Below are 25143 nucleotides of genomic sequence, written 5' to 3'. Positions count from 1 at the left end.
CTCGCCACGAGCGTGCGGCCGTCCGGGGACAGCCGCACGCCGATCACCGGTCCGGTGCGGCTTCAGCGGCGCGCCGGGTTCACAGGCCCACGAGCTTGTACAGCCCACCGACCTCCTGCCGGTTCAGCACGCGCATCGAGCCGGGCCGCTGGTTGCCGAGCAGCACGTCGCCGACCGCGGTGCGCACCAGCGACTCCACCGGGTAGCCGACGTGCTCCATCAGCCGGCGCACGATGTGCTTGCGGCCCTCGTGCACGACGATCTCGACGAGTGCCTTGCCCGGCACCGCCGTGACCAGCTTGAACGAGTCGACCTTGACCGGGCCGTCCTCCAGCTCGACGCCCGCCTTGAGCTTCTTGCCCAGGCCGCGCTCGACCGGGCCGGGCACCTCGGCGAGGTAGGTCTTCTTGACGTTGTAGCTCGGGTGCATCAACCGGTGCGCCAGCTCACCGTCGTTCGTGAGCAGCAGCAACCCCTCGGTCTCCGCGTCGAGCCTGCCGACGTGGAAGAGCCGCTCCTTGCGGTTGCGCACCAGGTCGCCGACGCACGGCCGGCCCAGGTCGTCCTCCATGGTGGACAGGATCCCGAACGGCTTGTTCAGCGCGATCGTGACGACGTCCTCGCGGATCTGCACCCGCACGCCGTCGACGTGCACGACCGCGGTCTCGGGGTCGATCCGGCGGCCCTGCTCGCGCACCACCTTGCCGTCGACCTGCACCCGCCCCTGGTCGATCAGCTCCTCCGAAGCACGGCGTGAGGCGACACCGGCCTGCGCGAGCACCTTCTGCAGGCGCACGCCCTCGTTCTCAGACATCGTCGATCGCATCCACTTCGGGCAGCAGCGGAGCGATCGGCGGCAGGTCGTTCAACGACGACAGCCCCAACCGCTCCAGGAACAGTTCGGTCGTGCGGTACAGGATCCCACCCGTGTCGCTGTCGGTGCCCGTCTCCTCGATGAGCCCCCGTGCGACCAGGGTCCGGATCACACCGTCGACGTTGACGCCGCGAACCGCCGCGATCCGCGCCCTCGTGACGGGCTGCCGGTAGGCGATCACCGCGAGCGTCTCCAGGGCAGCGCGGGTGAGTTTCGCGCGCTGGCCGTCGAGCAGCAGCTTCTCCACGAACGGGGCGAACCGGTCTCGCGTGTAGAACCGCCAGCCGTCCCCCGCCCTGCGCAGGTCGATGCCGCTGCCGGACTCGGTGTACCGGGTGGAGAGTCTACGGAGTGCCTGCTTGATTCGCTTAACCGGCTGCTCAAGGGCACTGCTCAGCTGGTCTTCCGCGATGGGGCTGTCCACGACGAGCAGCACCGACTCCAGCGCGCCGTCGAGCTCGGCGTCGTCGGTGAGGTCGGGCAGGCCGGAGTCCTCGATCTGCTCCTCGGGTGCGGCGGCGAGGAGCTGCGCTTCGAGCTGGGCGGCGTCCTCGGTCCCGGTCCCGGTCTCCGTCCCGGCGGGCTCGGTGACCGGGAGCTCCGGCTGGGGCTCGGCGGGCCGGGGCTTGGGCCGGCGCTTCGCGGGCTTCGTCTCCGCGGCACCCGCCCCGAACTTCGCGGCCAGCGCCGCGGCCGCCGCGTCGTACTCCGCCGCGCCCGTGCCACCGTCGAACGCCGGCCCCGGCCGCTCCACCTGTGCCGCGTCCGGCCCGACGACCGGCTCCGGCCCGACCTCTGAGTCGCTCATTCGTAGTCCTCGTCCTCGTCGCCGACCGGTGCCGCGGCCTGCGCCTGTTCCAACGTCCCGCCGACCCACGTCACCTGCAGCGGCCCGAGCGGGTCCTCCTGCTCGAAGGCGAGCGACTTCTCCCGGTACAGCTCCAGCAGCGCCAGGAAGCGTGCGACGACCTGCATCGTCTCGGTGCAGTCGGCGACGATCTCCGTGAACGACGCCGTGCCGCGCTCCACCAGGAACGTCCGCAGCTCGTCGGCGGTCGCGCGGATCGACACGCGGTGCTGGTGGACGTGGGCGGTGGACAGGGTGCGCTTGGGCTTCGGCCGGAACGCGGCGGCGGCGATCAGCGCGAACTTGTCGGGGGTGACGCCGAGCATCACCTCGGGCAGCAGGCCCTCGAAGCGCGGTTCCAGCGCCACCGAGCGCGGGTAGCGGCGGTAGGCGCCCTGTTCGAGCTCGGCGAACAGGGCCGCGACCTGCTTGTAGGCGCGGTACTGCAGCAGGCGGGCGAACAGCAGGTCGCGCGCCTCCAGCAGGGCCAGGTCGTCCTCGTCCTCGACGTCGCCCGCGGGCAGCAGCCGGGCCGCCTTCAGGTCCAGCAGGGTCGCGGCGATCACCAGGAACTCGGTGGTCTCGTCGAGGTCCCAGGCGGAGCCGAGCGCGCGGATGTGGGCGATGAAGTCGTCGGTGACCCGGTGCAGGGCCACCTCGGTCACGTCGAGGGTGTGCTGGGAGATGAGCTGCAGCAGCAGGTCGAACGGGCCCTCGAAGTTCGTGAGCCGGACCTTGAACCTGCCGTCGTCGACCACCTCGGGAGCAGCAGCGGGTGTTTCCTCGGTCACTGCTCGCGCAACCTGCGCACCAGCAACGACGCGTCCCCGTGCGCCTCCAGGTCGTCCAGCACGATCGCGATCGCCTCGCGCACCACCCGGCCGCGGTCGACCCCGAGGCCGTGCGACGCGCGCAACGCGAGCCGCGCGGTCTCCAGCGCCAGCAGCTCCTCGTCGGACACGTAGACGGTGATCTTCGTGGTGTGCCCGGTCCGCCCGGACCCGCGGCGCTGCTGCGCGGCCGTGCCGCCGGACGGCACTTCCGCCGGGGCGGCGGCGGGTGCCGAGGTCAGGCGGAACAGCTCGGCCGCGCCCGGCAGTGAGGGGCGACGGGTCACCGGGCGATCACCTCGCGGGCCAGCGCGCGGTAGGCGTTGGCACCGGAGGAGCGCGGGGCCCACCGGGTGATCGGCTCACCGGCCACGGTGGTCTCCGGGAAGCGCACCGTGCGGTTGATGACCGAGTCGAACACGATCTCGCCGAACGCCTCCACTACCCGCGCCATGACCTCGCGCGAGTGCAGCGTGCGGGGGTCGTACATCGTGGCGAGGATGCCGGTGATCGTGAGCTTGGGGTTCAACCGTTCCTTGACCTTCTCGATGGTGTCGATGAGCAGCGCCACCCCGCGCAGCGAGAAGAACTCGCACTCCAGCGGGATCAGCACGCCGTCCGCGGCCGCGAGGGCGTTCACCGTGAGCAGGCCGAGCGAGGGCTGGCAGTCGACCAGCACGTAGTCGTAGTGGTCGATGACGGGGCGGAGGGTGCGCACGAGGGTGTGCTCGCGGCCCACCTCGGACACCAGCTGGATCTCCGCGGCCGAGAGGTCGATGTTGCTCGGCAGCAGGTCCATGTCGTCGACCATGGTCTTGCGGATGACGTCGGGAACGGCGGTGTCGTTCTCCATGATGACGTTGTAGATCGTGGTTTCCAGCTGGTGCGGGTGCACGCCGAGGCCCACGGACAGCGCGCCCTGCGGGTCGAAGTCGACGAGCAGCACCCGTCTGCCGTACTCGGCCAGCGCGGCGCCCAGGTTGATGGTCGTCGTCGTCTTGCCGACGCCGCCCTTCTGGTTGCACACCGCGAGGATCTTCGCCGGGCCGTGGTGCAGCAACGGCGGCGGGGCCGGGAGCGCGCGGCGGGCGCGACCGGTCGGGCCGATGCCGTCGACCTGCTCGTGGGCGACGTCGTCCACCGGCGCGGCGTGCGGGGCCAGGCTCAGGTCGGCACGGGGCGCGAAAGCGTGCTCCGGTGTCGACATGGCTGGCGTTCCCTCACTGGTCGTAGTCGTCTCTCGGGGCGCAGCCTAGGCCGCACCCGTGCGAGCGGCAACGCGCCTCGCCGTGTCCTGGAGGGGGCGGGAGAATGTTTCGGGGGTCGGCATGTGACTGTCAAGACTCAGTCAGGCCGGAACATCCGAACGTGTGCGCCGGTCCGCGGCCGTCAGCACCACGTCGAGCAGGCCAGGGAACAGGAGGTCCAGGTCATCGCGGCGCAGTGACACCCAGCGCTGGTTGCCGCGGCAGCGGGTCCGGGTGAGGCCCGCTTCCCGCAGCACGCGCAGGTGCTGGGACAGGGTCGACTTCGCCACGTCGACCTCGAAGGCCCCGCACAGCCTCTCTCCGCTGGACTGGATCTGGCGAACGACCGCGAGCCTCGTCGGGTCGCTCAGCGCGTGCAGCACGGAGGCAAGATCGATGGCCTGGGGGGACGGCTCGTCCAAGTTCGGCACCTGTCCACCGTACCCGTGGAAGCCTCATGTTCCAGTGGCCCGAGGGTGTGCAGTTGCGTAGACCTCCCTCAAAGTCGTAACGGTTACCAGTGTGTACACCTGAGTGGTCGTAACCGATGCGTGCCCGAGAAGTTCCTGCACCACCCGAACGTCGGCACCCCCTTCGAGCAGATGGGTGGCGAACGAATGCCGCAACGTGTGGGGGGAGACCGCGGCGGTGATGCCGGCTTCCTCCGCCGCGGTCTTCAGCACGGTCCACGCGCTCTGCCGGGAAAGCCGTCCGCCGCGCGCGTTCAGGAACAACGCGGGCGTGCCACGCCCCTTGGCCGCCAGTGCGGGGCGCGCTCTCACGAGGTAGGCGTCCACCGCCGCCAGCGCCGGGCGCCCCACCGGGACGAGTCGTTGCTTGCCGCCCTTGCCGTCGAGCAGCACGGTGCGTTCGGCGGCGTCGACGTCGTCCACGTCGAGCCCGACGACCTCGGAGATTCGCGCTCCCGTGGAGTACAGCAACTCCAGCAGCGCCTTGTCCCTGAGGTTCCCCACGGTGTCGAGCAGGGTCAGCACATCGTTGACGGGCAAGGCTTTCGGCAGTCTCTTGGGCGGTGATGGCGGGTGCACGGCGCGTGCGGCGTCATGGGGCACCACACCTTCACGGTGCGCGAAGCGGTGAAGTCCCCGCACAGCAACCAATGTGCGCGCTGCGGACGAAGCGGCCAAACCGCTTTCGCGCAACGCCGCCAGGAACTCGCTCACGTGGGACTCGGTCACCGCCGCCAGGTCGGTGATGCCGAGCGACTCCAGGTGCTCGGTGTACCGGCGCAGGTCGCGGGTGTAGGAGTCGAGGGTGTTGCGCGCGGTGCCGCGTTCGACGGCGAGGTGGTCGAGGTAGCTCGCCACCAGGTCTGCTACCACGCCAGTCCTTCCAGCACGATCTCTCCTCCACGCGCGTTGACGCCCTTGGCCAGCGCCGGGTCTTCTGCGACAGCGCGGTCGAAACCCTTGTCCGCCAACGCGAGGACGTATGGCAGTGTCACGTTCGTCAACGCGTAGGTCGACGTGTTCGGCACGGCACCGGGCATGTTCGCGACGCAGTAGAACACCGAGTCGTGCACACGGTAGGTGGGGTCGTCGTGCGTCGTCGGCCGCGAGTCCTCGAAACAGCCGCCCTGGTCGATCGCGATGTCCACCAGCACGCTCCCAGGCCGCATCCGCGACACCAGGTCGTTGCCGACGAGCTTCGGCGCGCGGGCACCGGGCACGAGCACCGCGCCGATCACGAGGTCCGCCCAGCGGCACGCCTTCTCGACCTCGTAGGCGTTGGACGCGATGGTCTGCAGGTGCCCGCGGTAGGTGAAGTCGATCTGCCGCAACCGGTTGACGTTGGTGTCGAGCACGACGACCTCGGCCTGCATGCCGACCGCCATCGTCGCCGCGTTCATGCCGGCCACGCCCGCGCCGATCACCGCGACCTTGCCCGCCGCGACACCGGGTGCGCCGCCGAGCAGCACACCGCGGCCGCCCTGCGCGCGTTCCAGGCAGTGTGCGCCGACCTGGGCGGCCATCCGCCCGGCGATCTCGCTCATCGGCGCCAGCAACGGCAGCGACCCGTCGGGCAGCTGCACGGTCTCGTAGGCGATGGCCGTGACGCCGGCGTCCGCGATGGCCCGCGTGCACCCCGGCGCGGCCGCGAGGTGCAGGTAGGTGAAGAGCACCTGGTCGCGGCGCATGCGGTGGAACTCGGGCTCGATCGGTTCCTTGACCTTCAGCACCAGCTCGGCCGCCGCCCACACCTCGTCCGCGGTCGCGGCGATCCGCGCTCCCGCGGCCGTGTACTCGTCGTCGGGGAACGACGACCCGGCACCGGCCTCGTGCTCGACCACGACCTCGTGCCCGCGGCGGACCAGCTCGACCACACCGGCGGGCGTGATGGCGACGCGGTACTCGTGGTTCTTGATCTCCTTTGGGACACCGACCAACATCGTCGCAGCGTATTCCGCAACTCGGCCTCCTGCATCGGATAACGTGCGCAGGCGTGTCAGAACCTTTCGGGCCAGAGCAGCAGCGCATCGGCAACCAACAGCGCGAAGAGGCGATCACCGCGCTCAACGACCACTTCGCGCAAGCGCGGCTCGACATCTCCGAGTACCAGGACCGGGTCAACCGCGCGTCGAACGCGCAGTCCTACGCCGAGCTCGCGGAGCTGTTCCGCGACCTCCCGCAGCCGCACCCGCCGTTCCTCGCGCCGCCGTCGGTGCCGTTCGCCGCCGTTCCGCCGCCCATGCCCACGCAGCCGTACGCCCCGCCGCAGCAGCAGTACACCGGGCCCCACCCGCAGCAGTACACGGGCCCGCAGCCGCAGCAGTACGCGCAGCCGCAGTACGCCACGCCGCCGCCTCCCGGCATGGGCTACCCCGGCGCGCCCTACGGCTACGACCCGGTCAGCGGCATCCCGTACTCGGACAAGTCGAAGGTCGCCGCGGGCGTGCTGCAGCTGTTCCTCGGCCAGTTCGGCGTCGGCCGCTTCTACATGGGTGACACGGGCATCGCGGTCGCGCAGCTGCTGACCTGCGGTGGCTGCGGCATCTGGGCGCTGGTCGACGGCATCATCATCCTGGTCAACGGCGGCACGGACTCCGAAGGCCGCCCCCTCCGCGGCTGACTCCTGGCTTTCATGGCGTCTGCAAGTACCACCAACTGCCAGTCGGTAGTACTTGCAGACGCCTGAACAGCAGGGGTCAGATGCCGGCCAGGTTGCGGCCGATGCCCCACACGAGCGCGAACGCGATCACCAGGCCCGGCACCCGTTTCGGGATCTGCCGGGGCTGGCCCGTCCACGACGCCCGGATCCACCGCGCGAACAGCCACACGGCGAACGGCACGCCGACGACGAGCATGGCCGCGTTGAAGTGCCACGCCGCCACGACGTCGCCGTGCAGCAGTGCGTGTGCCATGCGCGTGATGCCGCAACCGGGGCAGTTGAGGCCCGTGAGCCAGTTGAACGGGCACTTGGGCAGCAAGTTGCCGGGCTGGTTCGGGTCGACGAACAGCAGCACCACGGCACCCGCGCCCCCCACCGCGAGCACGCTGAGGGGCGCCCGCAACCTCCGCAGGGCGCCCCTCAGCGTCTTCACGGGAGAACCTACTTCCCGCGCGCCGCGAACCGGGTGGGCTTGTCCTGGAACGGGGCGTCGGCGGGACGCGGCTCCGCGCGGCCCTCCAGCACCTCGCGGGCGGCGAGCAGACCGGCGACCGACGAGGCGTTTACGATCTCACCGGAGAGCACCATCCGCACCGCCTCGGCGAGCGGGAAGCGGTGGACCTCCAGGTCCGCCTCCTCCTCGCCCTGCACGTCGCGGTCCACCGAGGTCAGGCCGCGGGCGAGGAACACCCGCACGACCTCGTCGGTGAAACCGGGCGAGGCGGCCACGTCGACCAGGACGTGCCACTCGGTGGCGTCCAGGCCGACCTCCTCGACCAGCTCGCGGCGCGCACCGGTCACGGGCGGTTCGCCGTCGTGGTCGAGCAGGCCCGCCGGCAGCTCCCACAGGTGTCGGCCGAGGGCGTGCCGGTACTGGTGGACCAGCGTGACCTCGCCGGAGTCGGAGACCGCGACGACCGCGACGGCACCGGTGTGCTCGACGATCTCGCGCTTGGCCGTGCCGCCGCCGGGCATCTCGACCTCGTCGACGCGCAGCGCCAGGATCTTCCCGACGTGCAGGTCCTCGCTGGCGACGGTGCGGAAGTCGTGCCGAGTGGTCACTTCGCGGCTCCCGCGGTCAGGGGGAGGCGGTCAGCCACCCGGTAGTCGATCGCGGCCTTCACGAACGCCGCGAACAGCGGGTGCGGCTTCGTGGGACGGGACTTGAGCTCGGGGTGCGCCTGCGTGGCCGCGTAGAACGGGTGCACGTCGGCGGGCAGCTCGACGAACTCGACGAGGCGGCCGTCCGGCGAGGTGCCGGAGAAGACCAGGCCGGCGTCGGCGAGCTTGTCGCGGTAGGCGTTGTTCACCTCGTAGCGGTGCCGGTGCCGTTCGGACACCTCGGTCGTGCCGTAGGCGTTCGCGACCACCGAGCCCGGCGTCAGCTTCGCGACGTACGCGCCGAGCCGCATCGTGCCGCCCATGTCCCGCTGGCCGGAGACGACGTCCTCCTGGTCGGCCATCGTGGAGATGACCGGCGAGCCGCCCTCGTCGAACTCCGACGAGATCGCGTCCTCGATGCCCGCGAGGTTCCGCGCGGCCTCGATGACCATGCACTGCAGGCCCAGGCACAGGCCCAGCGTCGGCACACCGCGGGTGCGGGTGTGCTTCAGTGCGCCGATCTTGCCCTCGATGCCGCGCACGCCGAACCCGCCGGGGATCAGCACCGCGTCCATGCCGGACAACGCGCGCGCCGCGCCCTCGGGCGTCTGGCACTCGTCCGACGGCACCCACTTGATCTCGACCTTGGCGTGGTGGGCGAACCCGCCGGCGCGCAGCGCCTCGGTGACCGACAGGTAGGCGTCGGGCAGGTCGACGTACTTGCCGACGAGCGCGATCTTCACCGTCTCCGCCGGGTTGTGCACGCGCTCCAGCAGGTCGCCCCACACCGTCCAGTCGACGTCGCGGAACGGCAGGTCGAGGCGGCGCACGACGTAGGCGTCGAGGCCCTCGGCGTGCAGCACCTTCGGGATGTCGTAGATCGACGGCGCGTCCACGGCGGCCACGACGGCGTCGGTGTCGACGTCGCACATCAGGCCGATCTTGCGCTTGAGCGAGTCCGGGATCTCCCGGTCCGCGCGGCACACGATCGCGTCGGGCTGGATGCCGATGTTGCGCAGCGCCGCGACGGAGTGCTGGGTCGGCTTGGTCTTCAGCTCGCCGGACGGCGCCAGGTACGGCACCAGGCTGACGTGCAGGAAGAAGACGTTGTCGCGGCCGACGTCGTGGCGGACCTGGCGGCACGCCTCCAGGAACGGCAGCGACTCGATGTCGCCGACCGTGCCGCCGACCTCGGTGATGACCACGTCGGGCGTGACGCCGTCGGCGTCCGGCTCGGCCATCGCGCGGATGCGGCGCTTGATCTCGTCGGTGATGTGCGGGATCACCTGGACCGTGTCGCCCAGGTACTCGCCGCGCCGCTCCTTGGCGATCACCTCGGAGTAGACCTGGCCGGTCGTGACGTTCGCGTCACCGCTCAGGTCGCGCGCGAGGAACCGCTCGTAGTGGCCGATGTCGAGGTCCGTCTCGGCACCGTCGTCGGTCACGAAGACCTCGCCGTGCTGGAACGGGTTCATCGTGCCGGGGTCCACGTTGAGGTACGGGTCGAGCTTCTGCATCGTTACCCGCAGGCCGCGCGAGGTGAGCAACTGGCCGAGGCTGGAGGCTGTGAGCCCCTTGCCCAGCGAGGAGGCGACGCCTCCTGTGACGAAGACGTGCTTGGTCGTACGTGCCTGCTGCACCAACGGGGCTCCCGTGAAAATCGTGGGGGTGAATCCCCCTATCCACGGGCCATAACGCTAACACGCCGCCGGTCACTCAGCGCACCACGACCCGGCAGATCACATCACCCGATCGGCGCAGCGCGTGGACCGGCTTCATCCCTGCCTGCGTGCGAGCAGGAAACCGGACCGGAACCGCTCGCCGTCGTGCGGTGCCCGCTCCAGCCGTCCGACCTCGGCGAACCCGGTCTGCCCCAGCAGCTCCGCCATCGCGGCGGGGACCCACTCCCACGCCGGGGCGACCCTGTGGTCGACCTCTCGCGGCAGCGGATCGTCACCGGCGAGGTACCCGAGCAGCAGCACACCGCCCGGTGAAAGCACCCGATGGAGGTCCGCGATGGCAACCGGGAGTTGCGGTGGCGGCAGGTGGATCGTCGAGAACAGCGCCAGCACCCCGCCGAGCGCGCCGTCGGCGACCTCCAGCGCCGGCATCGCCCCCTGCTCGAACCGCAGGTGCGGCTGGGCCGCGCGGGCCAGGGCGACCATCTCCGCCGACGGGTCGATGCCGAACACCTCCGGCCCGAGCGCCCGCAGGTGCGCCGTCACGTGACCGGGCCCGCAGCCGACGTCGGCGACCGGGCCGCCGTCGTGGGCGAGCACGAGCTCGGCGAACGCGGCCAGCAGCGCGCGTTCCAGCGGGAGGGTGTCGAGCACGTCGCGGAACAGCTCGGCGTAGAGCGGCGCGACGGCGTCGTAGGCGGCACCGGTTGCGGTCACGGCGGAAACCGCAGCCCTTCGCGGTGCGGGATTTCCCGAACCACCGGCGACGGGCCGCGCGATCGGGAATCGTGGTGCCGTGACCTTCGACGTGGTGGGAGCGGCGGCCAGGGCGGTGCGGAACCGCGCGGCCGCCTGGCGGTTCATCGAAGGGTTCGCGGCCTGGTGGGCCGAGCCGATCGAGGCGCAGGACGGCTGGAGCAACGCGGACCTCGACGCCGCGGAGGCCCGGCTGGGCGTGCGGATACCGGCGGCGTTGCGCGAGGCCTACGCGTTGTTCGGCAAGCGCCCCGACCTGACCAGCAACCAGGACCGGCTGCTGCTGCCCGCGGAGCTGCGCATGGAGGGCGACGTGCTGGTGTTCCGCGACGAGAACCAGTGGGTGGCGGCCTGGGGCACGACCGCGCGGGACGAGGACCCGGCGGTGCTGATCAAGCTGGACCTGGTCGACAAGTCCGAGGAGACCTGGGACCCCTGGCTGCCGCGGCTGTCGCACGCGTGCGTGGAGCTGGTGCTGTCGGAGGCGTTGTTCCGCGACGGCGCCCAGACGGCCGACAGGGAGATGTCCGAGGCGGACACCTCCCTGCTGGAGCGCGAGTTCGAGCTGTTGCCGTTGCACAGCCCGAACACCCGGTGGTTCGGCACCGACGACGTGCTCATCCGCGAGGACGACCGGCAGTGGCTGTGGGCGCGTGCCCGCACGCCCCGCGCGCTGGACGAGCTGCTCGCGGTGCTGCCGGGCGACTGGACGACCGAGTACTAGCTCGCGTTTCCCGGCGAGGACGCCTCGGCGTTGCCCGCCACCCCGTAGCGGCCCGCGCGGCCTTCGAGCTGTTCGTGCAGCGCCAGCACGACGACGACCCGGCCGGCCGAGGTGTCCGAGTTGTCGACGGTGGACAGGACGGACGTGGCGTTGGTGTCCGCGCGCACCACGCCGAGGGCGCCGGTGCCGTTGGCGGACCCGTTCGCACCGGCCAGGACGACGCCCGCTCCGGAGCGGTCGAGCTGGGTGGCGAACCGCGCGATCGTGGAGGCCCGGTCCGCTGCCGAGTCGCCGAGCGCCGCACCGCCGGTCAGCACGACGGCGAGCTGTGCGGGCTTCACGCTGGAGGTGGCCTTCACGAAGCCCGCGTTGGAGAGCCCGGCGAGCGCCGCCGCGGCCTCGTCCGGGGTCGCCTGCGGCTGGTTGCCGGTGGGGTTGAGCAGCAGCAACGCGCCGAACAGGCCACCGGCGCGGGTGCCGGGGTCGCCGGCGGTCGGCAGCTGCGAGCCGGCGGGTTGCAGGCGGGCGACGAGCTCGCGGAGCTGGTCGGCGCGGGACGGGTCGGCGAACGCGTCGGTCAGCTGGACCTCACCGGTGACGGTGGCACCGGCGGACTTCAGCAGCCCGCTCAGCGCGTCGCGGTCGGAGGGGCGGGCGTCCGAGGTGGTCACCAGCACGACCGTGCGGTCGGTCAGCCGGTCCTTCACCGCGAGTGGCCCGACCGACGCGGCGAACTCGTCGGCGTCGGTCAGCTTGGCGTTCACCGCGTTGCGGTCGTTCTGCAGGTCGTTCACCTGCTGTGCCAACGAGTTCTTCTCGTCGCTCAGCCCGGACAGCAGTCTGCCGCTGATCGCGGTGGACCCCAGCACGACGCCCACCGCCAGCGCGAGGAACACGGCGGTGATCGAAACTATGTGGTAGCGCAGCGTGATCACGAGAAGAACCCCTTGAACCAGTTGACGACGGAGTGCCAGCCGTCGACCACGATGTCGACGTAGACGTGACCGACGCCGGAGACCGCCAGCGCCGCGGCCATGGCGGCGATCGCGGCGGCCACCAGCAGGGTGATCACGCCCAACGACACCCGGCTGCGGTGCAGGGTCGCGACGGCCTCCCCGTCGACGAGCTTGCTGCCGAGCTTCAGCCGGGTGAGGAACGTGGAGGGGTTGGACCCGGAGTGCCCGCGGTCGAGGAACTCGCGCAGCGTCGCGCGCAGCCCCACCGTCACGACGAGGGACGCGCCGTGCGCCTCGGCCAGCAGCAGGGCGAGGTCCTCGGCGTTGCCGGACGCGGGGAAGGTCACCGCGCCGATGCCGAGGTCCTGGATGCGTTGCAGGCCGGGCGCGTGGCCGTCGGTCTGCGCCGGCACGACCACCTCGGTGGCCGCGCGCAGCGACGCGGTGCCGATGCCGTCGGGGTCGCCGACGACGATGTCCGGTGCGAGGCCCGCGTCGTGCAGCGTGTCCGCGCCGGTGTCGACCCCGATCAGCACCGGCCGGTACTCGCGGATGTACTTCTTGAGCTTGCGCAGCTCCTCGGCGTGCGAGGGGCCGCCGGCGACGACGAGCACCTGCCGGTCGCGCATCGGGACGTACACCTCGGGCACGCCGACGCCGTCGAGGACGAGCGCGCGTTCCCGGCGCAGGAACTCGATGGTGTTGGCGGAGAACGCCTCCAGCTGTGCCGACATGCCGGCCTTCGCCTCGATCATGGCGTCGGCGATGCTTTCCGCGTTCTGCTCGATCCCCGTCGCGAGCTCGCGTTCACCCGCGTACACGACCCCTTCGTGCAGGCGGATCTTCGTGCCTTCCCTGATCTCGCGCAGGGCGGTCGCGCCGACGTTGTCGATGAGCGGAATGCCCGCCTCGATCAGCAGTTCCGGGCCCAGGTTGGGAAAGCGCCCGGAAATGGACGGCGATGCGTTCACGACGCCCACCACCTCCGCGGCGACGAGGGCCTCCGCGGTGCGCCGGTCGAGGTCGACCAGGTCGAACACGGCCACGTCCCCGGGGCTGACCCGCCGCACCAGGTCGCTCACGCGCCGATCCACCCGCGCGACGCCGGTGACACCGGGAAGTTGGTGGTTGGTGCGGTTCAGCAACCCGGAAAGCTTCATGAGCCGATAGTGACTCACGTTGCGCACGGGACAGGTGAGGCACGCCGGGCCTTTCCCGCCGCTCAGTCGTCGGGGTGAACCGCTACGGCCCCAAACGCGACGACAACGGCGGCCAGCAGCACCCAGGTGCCCGTTCCGAAGCCCGCTTCCAGACCGGGGTCGATGGTGATGTTGCCCGTTTTGTGAAAGCTGATGGCGTTCACCAAATACACGAACAACATTCCTGTGGTTCCGGCGAGCGCGGCCGCCCCTGCGAACGCGAACCTCCGCAGGAAGACACCGGCGAGGAGCACCAGCGCCGCGGCGGCGACGGGGATGCCGAACAGCGGCCCGTGCGGGTCGGTCACCTCACCGAACTGCGTGCGCCAGCCGGTCGTGACGAACTCGGTCTGCGGCTGGTCGGGTGCGAGCCGGATCCGCAGCTCCGACAGCGGCAGGAACGTCGCGACGACCGCCATCGCCGCCGCGAGCACGACGAGCCCGATCTTGAGGATCTTCCTCACGCCACCGCCTCCCGTTGTGCCGCAACGGCACCGACGAGCGCCACGACCGTGCCGACGGCCAGGAACAGCAGCCCGTAGCCGAGCGCGAAGTCGCCCTGCTGGTCCCCGGCGTGCCCGCGTTCCGAGACGACCAGCGCCACCACGACCGCGACCGCTCCGGCCTGGCCGAGCGCGCCCGCGAGCGCCGCCCAGCGCACCTTCACCCCGGCGACGAGCAGCGCCACCGTGGCGGCGACCGGGATGCCGTACCAGGGCGAGAGGTCACCGGCCGGCCAGTCGCCCGGCTTGTTCACGACCTCCGTGCCCCAGGCCCGCACCACCACCTCGACGCCACCGGCGTAGGTGGTCGAGTACCACGGCAGCACCAGCGCTCCCGCCGTCAGCACCACCCCCACCGCGATCAACGCGATCGCCGTCGGTCGTCCGATCACCGAGCCTCCTGTTGTCCGACCGCGATCCCGAACGGCGGTGTGTCGTCGTCCGCCCCCAGCGGTTCCGGTTCCGGTTCCGGCGCCGGGCGCTGGGCCAGCACCGCACCGGCCAGGCCTGCCACCGCCGCCGCCACCAGCAGCGGGAAACCGGGCAGGAGGTGCTGTTCGTAGTGCCAGGGCGACGAGGCGATGAGGGCGTTCGCCAGTTCCGCGCGGCGCAGCACGCCGACCGCGAACGTCAGCACGAGCCCGGCGAACACCCCGGCCGCGACCAGCACCGCCGGCCGTGCCACGGCGGCGGTCCTGCCCTCCCGCAGCGTGCACACCACCGCCACCACCATGAGCACCGCGGCGACCACGATCGGCAGGCCCTCGGAGAACACGCCGCCGTCCGGGAGCGGCGAGGGCGCACTCGACCGCGTGCCCCACAACGAGGTGGTGGACGTGATGACGATCTGCTGCGAGACCTCCGTCTCGACGAACACGTCCCTGGTGGCACCGGCTCCGGCCAGTGCCCCGCCCAGCACCACGAGCAGCGCGGCGGTCCTCCGGCGGTCAGTCACCCCGGCGCTCCACTGGCAGGGCGATGCCGAAGGGCGGTGTCGCGTCGTCCGCGACCGGCTCTGCCGCGTGCGGCCGTTGCGCGAGCACCGCGCCGGCCAGCCCGGCGAGCGTTCCCGCGACCAGCAGGTAGAAGCCGGGCAGGGCGGTCTGCGCGTACCGGTAGTCGGAGCTCGCCTCGAACGCGTTCGCGACCTGCAGCTGGTGCAGCGTCTCGACGACGAACAGCAGCAGCACGCCGGCGAGCGCTCCGGCACCGGCCAGGGTCGCGAGGCGCGCCGCCCCGGCGACCTTCGCACCGGCGAGCGTGCCCAGCGCGGCCACCACCATCACCGCGGCGGCGGCCACGACGGGCCATCCGGGGTCCGCCGCGATGTCGAACACCGGGTAGCCCGGCGCGTCGGTCCTCCGCTCCCACAGCGAGACGACCTGGGTGAAGGTGCGCCCCTCGCCCACGAACCGGTGGCCGAGCACGTCGAGGAAGCAGGCGGCGCCGGTGAGCACCCCGCCCAGCACCACGACCCCGGCGGCGATCCGGCGGTCAGTCACCGCGCGCCTCCCCGGTGGTGGGGAAGGCGATCCCGAACGGCGGCGTGTCGTCGTCGGTGAACTGGTGCACCACCACCGCGTCGTCCGCCGGCGGCTCCGTGCGCGGCCGCGGCCTCTGGGCGAGCACCGCGCCCACCAGACCGGCCGCCGCCGCCAGCACCAGCAGGTGGAAGCCGGAGTCGAAGTGGTAGGCGAACCCGGTGGCGGCCTCGAAGGCGTTGTTCATCTCCTCCTCGCGCAGCACCCCGACCCCGTAGGCCACCACGACCCCGAGGAACGCGGCCGCCGCGGCGAGCGCGACGACGCGGGCGGGCTGGACGCCCCGGCCCCGGCGGAGGGCGAGCAGCCCGGCCACCACCGTGAGCGCGGCGGTGAACAACACCGGTGCGCCGACGTTCAGCAGCGGGCTGATCTCGTGGCCGTCCGGCAGCGGTACCGAGCCCTCCCACAGCGAGCCGCTGAACGCGAACGAGTCGACCGGCGACGTGTGCATCGCCGTGTACATGGGCAGCTGGTTGCCGACCCCCACCAGCACCCCGCACAGGACCAGCAGCAGAGCGGCCGGCCTCCCCCGGTCAGTCACGTCGCTGCTCCTGCTCGCTCTTCGTCTCCACCACCACCGGGAACCCGTAGGGCGGTGTGTCCTCGTCGTCGCCCTCGACCTGGTGGATCACCACACCGTCCGCGGGCCGCTCCGCCCGGTGCCACGGCAGCTCCTGGTGCAGCAAAGCCGCCACGACCCCCACCCCCGCGGCAACGAGCAGCACCGTGATCCCGTTGCCCCGCACCACGTCCAGCGGCACGGGCACGGTCAGCTCCGCCAGCCGCCGCACGACCTGCTGCACCTGGTTGAGCGCCAGCCAGGCCAGCCCCACCAGCGCCCCGGCTCCGAGCAACGACCCGAGCCGCGCCACCGGCTGCCGGAACGACAGCACCGCAGACAACGCCATCACCACGGCCGCCGCGAGCGCCGGCCACCCGTAGTCGATCGGCGCCAGCATCAGCGACCCGCGGAAGTCGTCGTGCTCGATCCCCCACGTCGTCGCCTCGAACCGCAACGTGCGGTTCGCGAACTCCGTCTCCACCGAATACCCGACCAGGAACGTGGCGGCCACCGCCAGCCCCGCGGCCACGAGCACCAGCACCGCCCCGAACACCCGGCGCGTGGTCACATCCGGTCCACCTTCCACCGCACCACCGTGTGCGTCCGCTGACCGGGCATCGGTCACGTTCTCACCATCATGCCCAACCAGCGGGGGTTCAGCGCGGTTCGGCACCCGCGCGGCCCACCCGCCGGACCCGCGCGACCGCGTCCCCACCGAGCCCGCGGTGCCCCGGCCCGCGCCGGCTCAGGACTTCTTCTTCCGCCTCCGCACCACCGGAGCCGCCGACTTGTCGGCGTTCGCCGCCGCCAGCAGCTCTTCCGCGTGGGCGCGGCCGGTGTCGGTCGAGTCCATGCCCGCGAGCATGCGCGCCAGCTCCACCACCCGCTGCGTCTCGTCGAGCCTGCGGACCGCGGAGCGGGTGAAGCGGCCGTCGGCCGACTTGTCCACGACGAGGTGGCGGTCGGCGAACGCGGCCACCTGCGGGAGGTGGGTGACGACGATGACCTGGTGCGAACGGGCCAGGCGGGCGAGGCGGCGGCCCACCTCGACGGCCGCACGGCCGCCGACGCCCGCGTCGACCTCGTCGAAGACGAGGGTCGGGACCGGGTCGGAGTGCGACAGCACGACCTCGAGGGCCAGCATCACGCGGGACAGCTCACCGCCGGAGGCGCCCTTGTGCACGGGCAGTGCGGGGGCACCGGGGTGCGAGATCAGGCGCAGCTCGACCTCGTCGACGCCCGAGGAGCCGGCGTGCAGGATCGAGCGGCCCACGGGCAGTGCCTGCGGGTCGCCGGACTCGGCGTGGCGGGGGCGGACCGCGAGCTCGACCGAGGCGTGCGGCATGGCGAGGCCGTCGAGCTCCTCGGTGACGGCCTTGCCCAGCTCCAGCGCGGCCTCGGTGCGGGCGGCGGTGACCTGGGCGGCGAGCACGCCGAGCTCCGCCGCCAGCTCGTCGCGGCGCTTGGCCAGCCCGGCCAGCGCGTCCTCGGAGGTGTCGAGGCCGTTCAGGCGCGAGCGGGCATCGGCGGCCCAGGCGATCACGCCGTCGACGTCGGCGGCGTACTTGCGGGTCAGCGCCTTCAGCTCGGCCTGGCGCTGCAGCACCTGCTCCAGGCGGCCTGGGTCGGCGTCGAGGTGGTCGAGGTAGCCGGAGATCTCCGCGCCGACGTCGGCGAGCAGCGTCGCCGCCTCCACCAGCCGCGGTTCCATCTCGCGCAGCCGCGGGTCGTCCGACGTGGACAGGCGGCGGGCGGCCTCGGAGATCAGGCCGAGCGCACCGGGGTTGTCCGGGTCGCCCTCCAGCGATCCGGACACCGCGAACTGGGCACCGGACGCGGCCTCGCGCAGCTGGTCGGCGTCGGCCAGGCGGCGGGCCTCGTCGTGCAGCTCCTGCTCCTCGCCCGGCTTGGGGTCGACCGCGTCGATCTCGGTCAGGCCGTGCCGCAGCAGGTCGGCCTCGCGGGCCAGCTCACGGGAGCGTTCGGTGCGTTCGCGCAGCTCGGAGGCGACCTTCAGCCACTCGTCGCGGATGCGCCGGTACTCGCGCAACGGCTCGGCCACGTCGTCGCCCGCGAAGCGGTCCAGCACACCGCGCTGCTCGGTCGGGCGCATGAGCCGCAGCTGGTCGTTCTGGCCGTGCACGGCGATCAGCTGCTCCGCCAGCTCGGACAGCACGCCGACGGGCACGGACCGGCCACCGACGTGTGCGCGCGAACGACCGTCCGCACCCACGGTGCGGATGGCGATCAGCGAGCCGTCCTCGTCCGCCTCGCCGCCGACCTCCTCGGCGACCTTGGCCGCCGGGCTGCCCGCCGGGGCCTGGAAACGGCCCTCCACCACGGCTTTGTCGGACCCGGTGCGAACCCGGGACGCCTCCGCACGGCCTCCGCCGAGCAGGTGCAACCCGGTCACGACCATGGTCTTGCCAGCACCCGTCTCACCGGTGACGACGGTGAATCCGGGGTCGAGCTCGAGGGTGGCCTCTTCAATCACGCCAAGGCCATTGATGCGCATCTCGGCCAGCACAGGGCGAACCTTACTTGTCGGGTCCGACAGTTCGGGGTGGGGCGTACCTCTGGGGGCACCATGACGAGCCGGTGCCGGCGCACCGAGCGGCGCGGTCAACCTGCCGATGGTCCCCGCCACCCCTTGACCGGCAGGTTGAACTTCTCCACCAGCCGGTCGGTGAACGGGGCGTGGCGCAGCCGCACGACCTTGAGCGGCACCTCGCCCTCCACGACCTCGATCCGGGCGCCGGCGGGCAGCTCGAACGTGCGCCGCCCGTCGGCGGACAACGCCGCCGGGTGCCCGGTGGCCTCGATCTCGAACGCCACGTGCGACTTCGGCGAGACGACCAGCGGCCGTGCGAACAGCGCGTGCGCGTTGCTCGGCACCACCAGGATCGCCTGCACGTCCGGCCACACGACCGGCCCGCCCGCGGAGAACGCGTAGGCGGTCGACCCGGTCGGCGTCGCGCAGAGCACGCCGTCGCAGCCGAACGCCGACACCGGCCGGCCGTCGACCTCGACGACGACCTCCAGGATGCGTTCGCGGATGAGCTTCTCGACGCTGATCTCGTTGAGCGCCCACGTCTTCACGACGACCTCGCCGCCGACGGTGGCGACCAGGTCGAGCGTCATGCGCTCTTCCACGAAGTAGTCGCGTTCGAGGACGTGGCCGATGGCCTCGTGCAGCGCGTCCGAGTCGGCTTCGGCGAGGAACCCGACGCGGCCCAGGTTGACGCCCAGCACCGGCACCCCGGCGGGCCGGGCGAGCTCGGCGCCGCGCAGCAGCGTGCCGTCACCGCCCAGCACCAGCACGAGCTCGGTGCCCTCGGCGGCGTGGTCGTCCGCGGGCACGACCTTGGTGCAGCACGACGGCCCGAGGTCGCGGGCCTCGTCGTCGAGCACCCTGGTCGTGACGCCGCCGACGGCGAGCCGGCCCGCGACCTGACGGGCGAGATCGATGTTGCTCTGGTGACCGGTGTGGACGACCAGCAGGACTTCCCTCATCAGGGCCCTTCTTCGACGGCGGTGCGCACCATCTCCGCGGGGTCGACCGGGTCGCCCCTGCGCAGCCAGAGGAAGTACTCGACGTTGCCGGACGGGCCGGGCAGCGGGCTCGCGACGACCCCGTGCACGGCCAGTCCGAGCCCGGCCGCCGCACTGGTCACGTCGAGCACGGCCGCGGCACGCAGCGCGGGGTCGCGCACGACGCCACCGGAGCCGAGGCGTTCCTTGCCGACCTCGAACTGCGGTTTGACCATCGGCAGCAGGTCGCCTTCCTCGTCGAGGCACGCGGCCAGTGCGGGGAGCACAAGCCTCAACGAGATGAACGAGAGATCGGCCACCACGAGTTCAACCCGGCCGCCGATGTCCTCGGGCGTGAGGGTGCGGACGTTGGTCTTGTCCTTGACCACGACCCGGTCGTCGGTCTGCAGCTTCCAGTCGAGCAGACCCCTGCCGACGTCGGCCGCGACGACCTGCCGCGCACCGCCGCGCAGCAGCACGTCGGTGAAACCGCCAGTGGATGCGCCCGCGTCCAGGCACCGCTTGCCCGTCGGGTCGATCTTGAAGCCCTCGAGCGCGCCGATCAGCTTGTGCGCGCCCCGGGACGCCCAGTTCGGGTCGTTGCCGAGGTCTCTGACGACCACCGCGTCGGAGGTCTCCACCGCGGTCGCCGGTTTGGTGGCGACGGTGCCGCGCACCGTCACACGCCCGTCGGCGACGAGCTGGCTGGCGTGCTCACGGGACCGGGCGAGCCCCCTGCGCACGAGTTCGGCGTCGAGCCGCACCCTGCGTGGCACTGTGCATCACACCTTGTCGATGCTCGACAGTGCTTCGGTGAGCGTGGCGTGCACGGCGTCGAACCTCGCCACGTGCTCGGCCAGCGGCACCGTCTCGAGCCCGTCGAGCCGCTCCAGCGCGCCGTTGATGGCGTCGGCCGGGTTGGGCGGCGGTCCGGGCAGGGGGTAGCTCACGCCCCTACGGTAGCCGATGCAAGACCGACAGGTCCGCGCCGACATACGTGGGGCGCTGGTCTTCCGGAAGCGCTTGCGCCTCCTGCTCCGTCGACACGCCCGTGAGCACGAGCAGCGAGTCCATGCCCGCGTTCACCGCGCCCAGGATGTCGGTGTCGAGCCGGTCGCCGATGACCAGCGGCCGGTGGGCACCCAGGCCCTTCGCCGCCTGCTGCAGCAGCGGGGTGGCGGGCTTGCCGGCCACGAGCGGCTCGGCGTCGGTGGCGGCCTTGAGCGCCGCGACGAGGCTGCCGTTGCCGGGCAGCAGGCCGCGTTCGGTGGGCAGCGTCACGTCGACGTTGCAGGCCACCCACAGCGCGCCGCCGCGGATGGCCACGGCGGCCTCGGCCAGCTCACGCCAGCCGAGGTCCGTGCTGAGGCCCTGCAGCACCGCGGTGGCGTGCTCCGCGGTGTCCACGGGGGTGAGCCCGCGCTTCAGCACCTCGGCCTGGAGGGCCTCGGTGCCGAGCACGAGCACGTTCGTCCGCGCGGGCAGGCGTTCGGCCAGCATGGCCGCGCCCGCCTGGGCCGACGTGCTCACCTCGTCGATGCTCGTGTCGAACCCGAGCTCGACGAGGTGGTCGGCCACCGCCTGCGGTGAGCGGGAGGCGTTGTTGGTGACGTACCGGATCCCGACGCCCTTGGCCCTCGCCTGCGCGACGGCTTCCGCTGCGCCCGGCACTGCCTCGGACCCGCGGTAGACGGTGCCGTCGAGGTCGATCAGCAACGCGTCGTACCGGTCCACCAACGTTTCGCTCACTGCTGTCCGATCTCCTCGGGGGAGGGGTCCTGCGTCAGCTCGAACGCGCGCTCGGCGGCGTCGGTCTCCCCTTCGTCGTCGGCCTCGGCGGCGTTGAGGAACCACTTGACGGCTTCCTCGATGCGGCCGGCCGCGGCCAGGTTGTCGGCGTAAGCGTAGAAGAGCCGCGCCGAGTACGGGGTGCGCTGGCCGGGGTCGAGGTCCGGCCCCTGCAACGCCACCACGGCCGCCTCGAACTGACCCATGTCGCGACGGGCACCGGCCGCGACGATGCGCAGCTCGATCTCGTCCTCCTGGCTCAGCTCCTTGGCCGACGGGTCCTTCGCGAGGTCGATGGCCCGCTCCGGCCGCCCGAGGGCGCGCTCGCAGTCGGCCATGATCGCGAGGTGGCCGGGACCGGCCATCATCCGGCGCGCGGCGCGCAGCTCGCTGAGCGCCTCCGCCCACTCGTCGGCGAAGTACGCGGTGAGACCGGCCGCCTCGCGCACCACACCGACCCGCGCCGCCTTGCTGCGCGCGTACCGGGCGTGCTCCAGCGCCAGCTCGGGCTCCTCGTCGATCAGCAGCCCGGCCGCGGCCAGGTGCCGTCCGACGATCTCCGCGAGCCCCTTGGGGAGGCTGCGGAGCTCGGCCTTGATCTCCGGGTCGAGCAGGGAGAGGTCGGCCTCCTCCGGCAGCTCGGGACGCCCGCCGCGGGGACCGCTCGGCGCCTCGTCCCGGTCGTCGCGCTCGGCGGCGGTGCTGCCGGTGTCGCTGTTGCCGGTCGTGCTCTCGGGCGTGCCGGTCGTGCTGTCGTCGCGAGGCTCGGCGTCGGCCGGCTCGGCGGCCGCGATGTCCTCGGCGGCGGTGTCGTCGCTGTCGGCCTTCTCGGCGTCGACGGCGGGCGCCGTGGTGTCAGCGGTGTCGGCGTCGTCGGCGACCGAGTCGTCGGCGGCGGACTGGCCGCGGGCAGCGGCGCGCGAGGCGGCCGCACCGTCACCGAGCCGGTAGCCGGCGCGGGCGGGGGTGGCCTCGGCATCGGAGGTCACGTCCTCGGCGGAGTTCGCCTCGGCCGTCGGCTCCTGGTCGGCGATCCGCTCCTGGAAGCGGGCCGCACGCTCACGGCTGCGCTCGTCGCGGCGGTCGTCGCGCTGGGGCGCCTCGGACCGGTCGTCCGAGTGGTACCCGCCACGGCCGCCACGGTCAGCGCGGTCGTCGGACCGGTTCCCGCGGTAGCCACCCCGGTCGCCGTCCTTGCGGAAGCCCGGACGGTCGTCCGACCGGTTGCCCCGGTACCCACCCCGGTCACCGGAGTCGTTGCCCCGGTAGCCGCCGCGGTCGTCACGGCGGTCGCTGCCGCGGTCGTCGGAGCGGTTGCCCCGGTACCCGCCGCGGTCGCCGGAGTCGTTGCCGCGGTAACCCGGACGGTCGCCGTCCTTGCGGAAACCACCGCGGTCGGAGGACCGGTCGTCACGGCGGTACCCGCCGCGGTCGCCCGAGTCGTTGCCTCGGTAGCCGCCCCGGTCGCCATCCTTGCGGAAGCTCGGACGGTCGTCGGAACGGTTGCCGCGATATCCGCCGCGGTCACCGGAGTCACTGCTGCGGTAGCTGCTGCGCTCGCCGTCCTTGCGGAAGGCGGGACGGTCGTCGGAGCGGTTGCCGCGGTACCCGCCGCGGTCGCCGGAGTCGTTGCCCCGGTAACCCGGACGGTCGCCGCCGCGGTCGCTGGAACGGTCATCACGACGGAACCCGCCGCGGTCGCCACCGGAGCGGTCGTCACGGCGGAACCCGCCGCGCTCGCCGGAGCCTTCCTTGCGGTAGCCGCCGCGGTCGCCGGAGCTCTCGCCGCGGTAGCCGGGACGGTCGCCCGAGGAGCGGGAGCCACCGCGCTCGTTCGAGTCGCCGCGGTACCCGGGACGTGAGCCGCGGTCGCTGGAACGGTCGTCGCGGCGGAAACCACCGCGGTCGCCCGAGTCGTTGCCGCGGTAGCCACCGCGCTCGCCGTCCTTGCGGAAACCCGGACGGTCGTCGGAACGGTTGCCGCGGTACCCACCCCGGTCACCGGAGTCGCTGCCCCGGTAACCCGGACGGTCGCCGGTGCGGGACCCGCGGTCGCTGGACGAGCGGTAGCCGCCGCGGTCGTTCGAGTCGCCGCCGCGGTAGCCGGGGCGGTCGCCAGAGGAACGAGAGCCGCCGCGGTCACCGGAGTCGCTGCTGCGGTAGCTCGGACGGTCGCCGTCCTTGCGGAAGCCGCCGCGGTCGGAAGAGCGGTCGTTGGACCGGTGACCACCGCGGTCGCCGGCACCTTCCTTGCGGTACCCGCCGCGGTCGGACGAGTCCTTGCCGCGGTAGCCGGGGCGGTCGCCGCCGCTGCGGTCCGAGCGGTAGCCGCCGCGGTCGGATGAGCTGCCGGCGCGGTTGTCTCGACGGTCGCCGCTCTGGTTGCGGTCGCCGGAGCCCTCACCACGCTGGTACCCACCGCGGTCGTCGCGGCGGTCGTTGCTGCTGAACTTGCGGTCGCCTGCTGAGTGGCCACCATCGGCGGAACGGCGCGGTCGGTCTCCCTGGCCACGCTGACGGTCGCCGGGACGATCCCCGAACCTTGACACCAAATCCTCCTACTAGAGACACGCTGAAAGGGGCTTGTGAGCGAGCACTTTAGTTGTGCCCCGCATCACAAGCCCCTTTCAGGGAAGTAAGTTCGGCGGCGACCTACTCTCCCACACCGTAACCAGTGCAGTACCATCGGCGCAGAAGGGCTTAACTACCGGGTTCGGAATGGGACCGGGTGTTTCCCCAACGCTATAACCACCGAAACACTATGAAATTACAACCAGCAACCCCGCAAGGGTCGCGATCGGTTCTGGTTGTTCTTCCAGAACCGCACAGTGGATGCGTAGCGTCTTCGTAACAAGTCCTCGGCCTATTAGTACCAGTCAGCTCCAACCGTTACCGGTCTTCCACCTCTGGCCTATCAACCCAGTGGTCTAGCTGGGGGCCTTAACCCACAAAGGGTGGGATACCTCATCTTGGAACGAGCTTCCCGCTTAGATGCCTTCAGCGGTTATCCCTTCCGAACGTAGCCAACCAGCAATGCTCTTGGCAGAACAACTGGCACACCAGCGGTCCGTCCGTCCCGGTCCTCTCGTACTAGGGACAGCCTTCCTCAAGTATCCTACGCGCGCGGCGGATAGGGACCGAACTGTCTCACGACGTTCTAAACCCAGCTCGCGTACCGCTTTAATGGGCGAACAGCCCAACCCTTGGGACCTACTCCAGCCCCAGGATGCGACGAGCCGACATCGAGGTGCCAAACCATGCCGTCGATATGGACTCTTGGGCAAGATCAGCCTGTTATCCCCGGGGTACCTTTTATCCGTTGAGCGACCACGCTTCCACAAGCCATGGCCGGATCACTAGTTCCGACTTTCGTCCCTGCTCGACCCGTCAGTCTCACAGTCAAGCTCCCTTGTGCACTTGCACTCGACACCTGATTGCCAACCAGGCTGAGGGAACCTTTGAGCGCCTCCGTTACTCTTTGGGAGGCAACCGCCCCAGTTAAACTACCCACCAGGCACTGTCCCTGATCCGGATCACGGACCGAGGTTAGACATCCAATACGACCAGAGTGGTATTTCAACGATGACTCCACAACCACTGGCGTGGCCGCTTCACAGTCTCCCACCTATCCTACACAAGCCGAATCGAACACCAATACCAAGCTATAGTAAAGGTCCCGGGGTCTTTCCGTCCTGCCGCGCGTAACGAGCATCTTTACTCGTAATGCAATTTCGCCGGGCCTGCGGTTGAGACAGTCGAGAAGTCGTTACGCCATTCGTGCAGGTCGGAACTTACCCGACAAGGAATTTCGCTACCTTAGGATGGTTATAGTTACCACCGCCGTTTACTGGCGCTTAAGTTCTCAGCTTCGCC

Annotated in this window: 28 protein-coding genes and 2 rRNA genes; 2 read left to right on the top strand and 28 right to left on the bottom strand. The window is 71.4% G+C overall.

Annotated elements, in window-relative coordinates; all coding sequences use genetic code 11:
• Window positions 1–79 precede the first annotated feature (79 nt).
• From ACZ7CD_RS20410 to ald, 8 genes are all read right to left on the bottom strand, one after another.
• Window positions 80–814, bottom strand: a complete 735-nt coding sequence (locus ACZ7CD_RS20410) for a pseudouridine synthase (protein WP_360392593.1) — start codon at window positions 812–814, stop codon at window positions 80–82.
• Window positions 807–1682: an SMC-Scp complex subunit ScpB gene (gene scpB / locus ACZ7CD_RS20405; protein WP_470379488.1), complete on the bottom strand. Its 876-nt coding sequence runs from the start codon at window positions 1680–1682 to the stop codon at window positions 807–809. Before scpB ends, ACZ7CD_RS20410 begins: the two co-directional genes overlap by 8 nt.
• Window positions 1679–2512, bottom strand: coding sequence for a segregation and condensation protein A (locus ACZ7CD_RS20400; protein WP_470379487.1), 834 nt, complete (start codon window positions 2510–2512; stop codon window positions 1679–1681). Before ACZ7CD_RS20400 ends, scpB begins: the two co-directional genes overlap by 4 nt.
• A complete protein-coding gene (locus ACZ7CD_RS20395; RefSeq protein ID WP_360392601.1) occupies window positions 2509–2838 on the bottom strand; it encodes a hypothetical protein in 330 nt (109 codons plus the stop codon). The genes ACZ7CD_RS20400 and ACZ7CD_RS20395 overlap by 4 nt, the downstream gene beginning before the upstream one ends.
• Window positions 2835–3758, bottom strand: a complete 924-nt coding sequence (locus ACZ7CD_RS20390; RefSeq protein ID WP_360392604.1) for a ParA family protein — start codon at window positions 3756–3758, stop codon at window positions 2835–2837. Before ACZ7CD_RS20390 ends, ACZ7CD_RS20395 begins: the two co-directional genes overlap by 4 nt.
• A gap of 141 nt (window positions 3759–3899) precedes the next feature.
• Window positions 3900–4229 carry an ArsR/SmtB family transcription factor gene (locus tag ACZ7CD_RS20385; protein ID WP_360392606.1) on the bottom strand — a complete coding sequence of 110 codons (330 nt, stop codon included), beginning with the start codon at window positions 4227–4229 and terminating at the stop codon, window positions 3900–3902.
• 24 nt (window positions 4230–4253) lie between these two features.
• On the bottom strand, window positions 4254–5129 hold the full coding sequence (xerD, locus tag ACZ7CD_RS20380; protein ID WP_360392705.1) for a site-specific tyrosine recombinase XerD: 876 nt from the start codon (window positions 5127–5129) through the stop codon (window positions 4254–4256).
• 5 nt (window positions 5130–5134) lie between these two features.
• Window positions 5135–6208, bottom strand: a complete 1074-nt coding sequence (gene ald, locus ACZ7CD_RS20375; protein WP_470379486.1) for an alanine dehydrogenase — start codon at window positions 6206–6208, stop codon at window positions 5135–5137.
• A 53-nt stretch (window positions 6209–6261) separates the two neighbouring features.
• Here ald and ACZ7CD_RS20370 point away from each other — a divergent pair, with 53 nt between their 5' ends.
• Window positions 6262–6888, top strand: a complete 627-nt coding sequence (locus ACZ7CD_RS20370; RefSeq protein ID WP_360392612.1) for an NINE protein — start codon at window positions 6262–6264, stop codon at window positions 6886–6888.
• Between the two features lie 76 nt (window positions 6889–6964).
• On the opposite strand, the gene ACZ7CD_RS20365 is transcribed toward ACZ7CD_RS20370, so the two are convergent.
• The 4 genes from ACZ7CD_RS20365 to ACZ7CD_RS20350 form a co-directional block, all read right to left on the bottom strand.
• On the bottom strand, window positions 6965–7360 hold the full coding sequence (locus ACZ7CD_RS20365; RefSeq protein WP_360392615.1) for a DUF2752 domain-containing protein: 396 nt from the start codon (window positions 7358–7360) through the stop codon (window positions 6965–6967).
• 8 nt (window positions 7361–7368) lie between these two features.
• A complete protein-coding gene (locus ACZ7CD_RS20360; RefSeq protein ID WP_360392617.1) occupies window positions 7369–7989 on the bottom strand; it encodes an NUDIX hydrolase in 621 nt (206 codons plus the stop codon).
• A complete protein-coding gene (locus ACZ7CD_RS20355) occupies window positions 7986–9668 on the bottom strand; it encodes a CTP synthase (protein ID WP_458430917.1) in 1683 nt (560 codons plus the stop codon). The genes ACZ7CD_RS20360 and ACZ7CD_RS20355 overlap by 4 nt, the downstream gene beginning before the upstream one ends.
• 135 nt (window positions 9669–9803) lie before the next feature.
• Window positions 9804–10424, bottom strand: coding sequence for a class I SAM-dependent methyltransferase (locus tag ACZ7CD_RS20350; protein ID WP_470379485.1), 621 nt, complete (start codon window positions 10422–10424; stop codon window positions 9804–9806).
• Window positions 10425–10503: 79 nt separating this feature from the next.
• Here ACZ7CD_RS20350 and ACZ7CD_RS20345 point away from each other — a divergent pair, with 79 nt between their 5' ends.
• The gene (locus ACZ7CD_RS20345; protein ID WP_360392624.1) at window positions 10504–11187 is read left to right on the top strand and encodes a hypothetical protein; all 684 of its coding nucleotides are present in this window, start codon (window positions 10504–10506) and stop codon (window positions 11185–11187) included.
• Here ACZ7CD_RS20345 and ACZ7CD_RS20340 read toward each other — a convergent pair.
• From ACZ7CD_RS20340 to ACZ7CD_RS20265, 16 genes are all read right to left on the bottom strand, one after another.
• Window positions 11184–12122, bottom strand: coding sequence for a copper transporter (locus ACZ7CD_RS20340; RefSeq protein ID WP_458430915.1), 939 nt, complete (start codon window positions 12120–12122; stop codon window positions 11184–11186). The two genes, ACZ7CD_RS20345 and ACZ7CD_RS20340, sit on opposite strands and share 4 nt — an antisense overlap.
• Complete coding sequence (steA, locus tag ACZ7CD_RS20335) at window positions 12119–13303, bottom strand: putative cytokinetic ring protein SteA (RefSeq protein ID WP_360392628.1); 1185 nt, start codon at window positions 13301–13303, stop codon at window positions 12119–12121. The genes ACZ7CD_RS20340 and steA overlap by 4 nt, the downstream gene beginning before the upstream one ends.
• A gap of 62 nt (window positions 13304–13365) precedes the next feature.
• Window positions 13366–13806 carry a hypothetical protein gene (locus ACZ7CD_RS20330; protein WP_470379484.1) on the bottom strand — a complete coding sequence of 147 codons (441 nt, stop codon included), beginning with the start codon at window positions 13804–13806 and terminating at the stop codon, window positions 13366–13368.
• Window positions 13803–14237, bottom strand: coding sequence for a hypothetical protein (locus tag ACZ7CD_RS20325; RefSeq protein WP_360392634.1), 435 nt, complete (start codon window positions 14235–14237; stop codon window positions 13803–13805). Before ACZ7CD_RS20325 ends, ACZ7CD_RS20330 begins: the two co-directional genes overlap by 4 nt.
• The gene (locus ACZ7CD_RS20320) at window positions 14234–14800 is read right to left on the bottom strand and encodes a hypothetical protein (RefSeq protein WP_470379483.1); all 567 of its coding nucleotides are present in this window, start codon (window positions 14798–14800) and stop codon (window positions 14234–14236) included. Before ACZ7CD_RS20320 ends, ACZ7CD_RS20325 begins: the two co-directional genes overlap by 4 nt.
• The gene (locus tag ACZ7CD_RS20315; RefSeq protein ID WP_360392639.1) at window positions 14793–15347 is read right to left on the bottom strand and encodes a hypothetical protein; all 555 of its coding nucleotides are present in this window, start codon (window positions 15345–15347) and stop codon (window positions 14793–14795) included. The genes ACZ7CD_RS20320 and ACZ7CD_RS20315 overlap by 8 nt, the downstream gene beginning before the upstream one ends.
• A complete protein-coding gene (locus ACZ7CD_RS20310; protein WP_360392642.1) occupies window positions 15340–15930 on the bottom strand; it encodes a hypothetical protein in 591 nt (196 codons plus the stop codon). The genes ACZ7CD_RS20315 and ACZ7CD_RS20310 overlap by 8 nt, the downstream gene beginning before the upstream one ends.
• Window positions 15923–16519, bottom strand: a complete 597-nt coding sequence (locus ACZ7CD_RS20305) for a hypothetical protein (protein ID WP_360392645.1) — start codon at window positions 16517–16519, stop codon at window positions 15923–15925. The genes ACZ7CD_RS20310 and ACZ7CD_RS20305 overlap by 8 nt, the downstream gene beginning before the upstream one ends.
• A 177-nt stretch (window positions 16520–16696) precedes the next feature.
• Window positions 16697–18478, bottom strand: coding sequence for a DNA repair protein RecN (gene recN / locus ACZ7CD_RS20300; protein WP_360392648.1), 1782 nt, complete (start codon window positions 18476–18478; stop codon window positions 16697–16699).
• 95 nt (window positions 18479–18573) lie between these two features.
• On the bottom strand, window positions 18574–19464 hold the full coding sequence (locus ACZ7CD_RS20295) for an NAD kinase (RefSeq protein WP_360392651.1): 891 nt from the start codon (window positions 19462–19464) through the stop codon (window positions 18574–18576).
• Window positions 19464–20258, bottom strand: a complete 795-nt coding sequence (locus tag ACZ7CD_RS20290) for a TlyA family RNA methyltransferase (protein WP_360392654.1) — start codon at window positions 20256–20258, stop codon at window positions 19464–19466. Before ACZ7CD_RS20290 ends, ACZ7CD_RS20295 begins: the two co-directional genes overlap by 1 nt.
• Window positions 20259–20264: 6 nt before the next feature.
• On the bottom strand, window positions 20265–20432 hold the full coding sequence (locus tag ACZ7CD_RS20285; RefSeq protein ID WP_458430908.1) for a hypothetical protein: 168 nt from the start codon (window positions 20430–20432) through the stop codon (window positions 20265–20267).
• A 4-nt stretch (window positions 20433–20436) separates the two neighbouring features.
• Window positions 20437–21231 (bottom strand): HAD-IIA family hydrolase, encoded by a 795-nt coding sequence (locus tag ACZ7CD_RS20280; protein ID WP_470379482.1) that lies wholly within the window; start codon window positions 21229–21231, stop codon window positions 20437–20439.
• Window positions 21228–23819 (bottom strand): hypothetical protein, encoded by a 2592-nt coding sequence (locus tag ACZ7CD_RS20275; RefSeq protein ID WP_470379481.1) that lies wholly within the window; start codon window positions 23817–23819, stop codon window positions 21228–21230. Before ACZ7CD_RS20275 ends, ACZ7CD_RS20280 begins: the two co-directional genes overlap by 4 nt.
• A gap of 90 nt (window positions 23820–23909) precedes the next feature.
• Window positions 23910–24026, bottom strand: a 5S ribosomal RNA gene (gene rrf, locus ACZ7CD_RS20270).
• Window positions 24027–24116: 90 nt separating this feature from the next.
• Window positions 24117–25143 (bottom strand): 23S ribosomal RNA (locus ACZ7CD_RS20265); the annotation flags it as partial.

The organism is Lentzea sp. NPDC036949 (assembly GCF_055608075.1).
This window is presented reverse-complemented; position numbering and strand designations above follow the sequence as displayed.